This is a genomic window from Intrasporangium flavum, assembly GCF_001956915.1.
In the GTDB taxonomy this organism is placed as follows: Bacteria; Actinomycetota; Actinomycetes; order Actinomycetales; family Dermatophilaceae; genus Monashia; species Monashia flava.
This window is the reverse complement of the sequence record NZ_MLJO01000039.1, coordinates 1-538: the sequence shown is the minus strand read 5'-3', so window position 1 is coordinate 538 and position 538 is coordinate 1. Positions and strand designations below refer to the sequence as shown.

General features: G+C 74.0%; 1 protein-coding gene. It reads right to left on the bottom strand.

All coding sequences use genetic code 11. The features are described 5' to 3' along the window. On the bottom strand, positions 1-538 hold a 538-nt coding region (locus BIV28_RS19395; RefSeq protein WP_242653144.1), incomplete at both ends, for a M3 family metallopeptidase.

Below are 538 nucleotides of genomic sequence, written 5' to 3'. Positions count from 1 at the left end.
GAGCAGCTCGAGGACCCGCTGCGGCGAACGCGCCGTGGAGTCGGCCAGCGCGGCACCGGCGTGGGTGTCGTAGCCGAGCAGCCGGGCCCGCTGCGCCCGCAGCCGCACGATCTGCAGGACGAGGTCCTTGGTGTCGTCGGCGTTGCCACGGTTGCCGCGGCTGCTCTGCGCCTCCTGGATGCGGCGACGCAGGTCGCGGTCGGTGAGCGAGGCCAGGTGCGGGTGGCTCGTCGGCAGGACGAGGGTGATGAGCCAGGCCCCGTCGTGGCCCTGCTCGCGGGCGGCCTCGGCCGCGGCGGAGATCTCACCGGCCGTGAGGCCGTCGAGCTGCGCGGCGTCCTCGACGAGGACGGCGAGGTCGTTGGAGTCGGAGAGCAGCTGCTTCTCGAAGCGCGTGTTCAGCGTCGCGAGCTGCCCGTTGAGGTCGCGGAGGCGCTCCTTCGCGTCGTCGTCGAGGGCGGCCCCCGCGACGGTCATCTCGGTCAGGTGCCGCTCGACGAGGCGGCGCGACTCGGCATCGAGGGCCGCCATGGCGTCG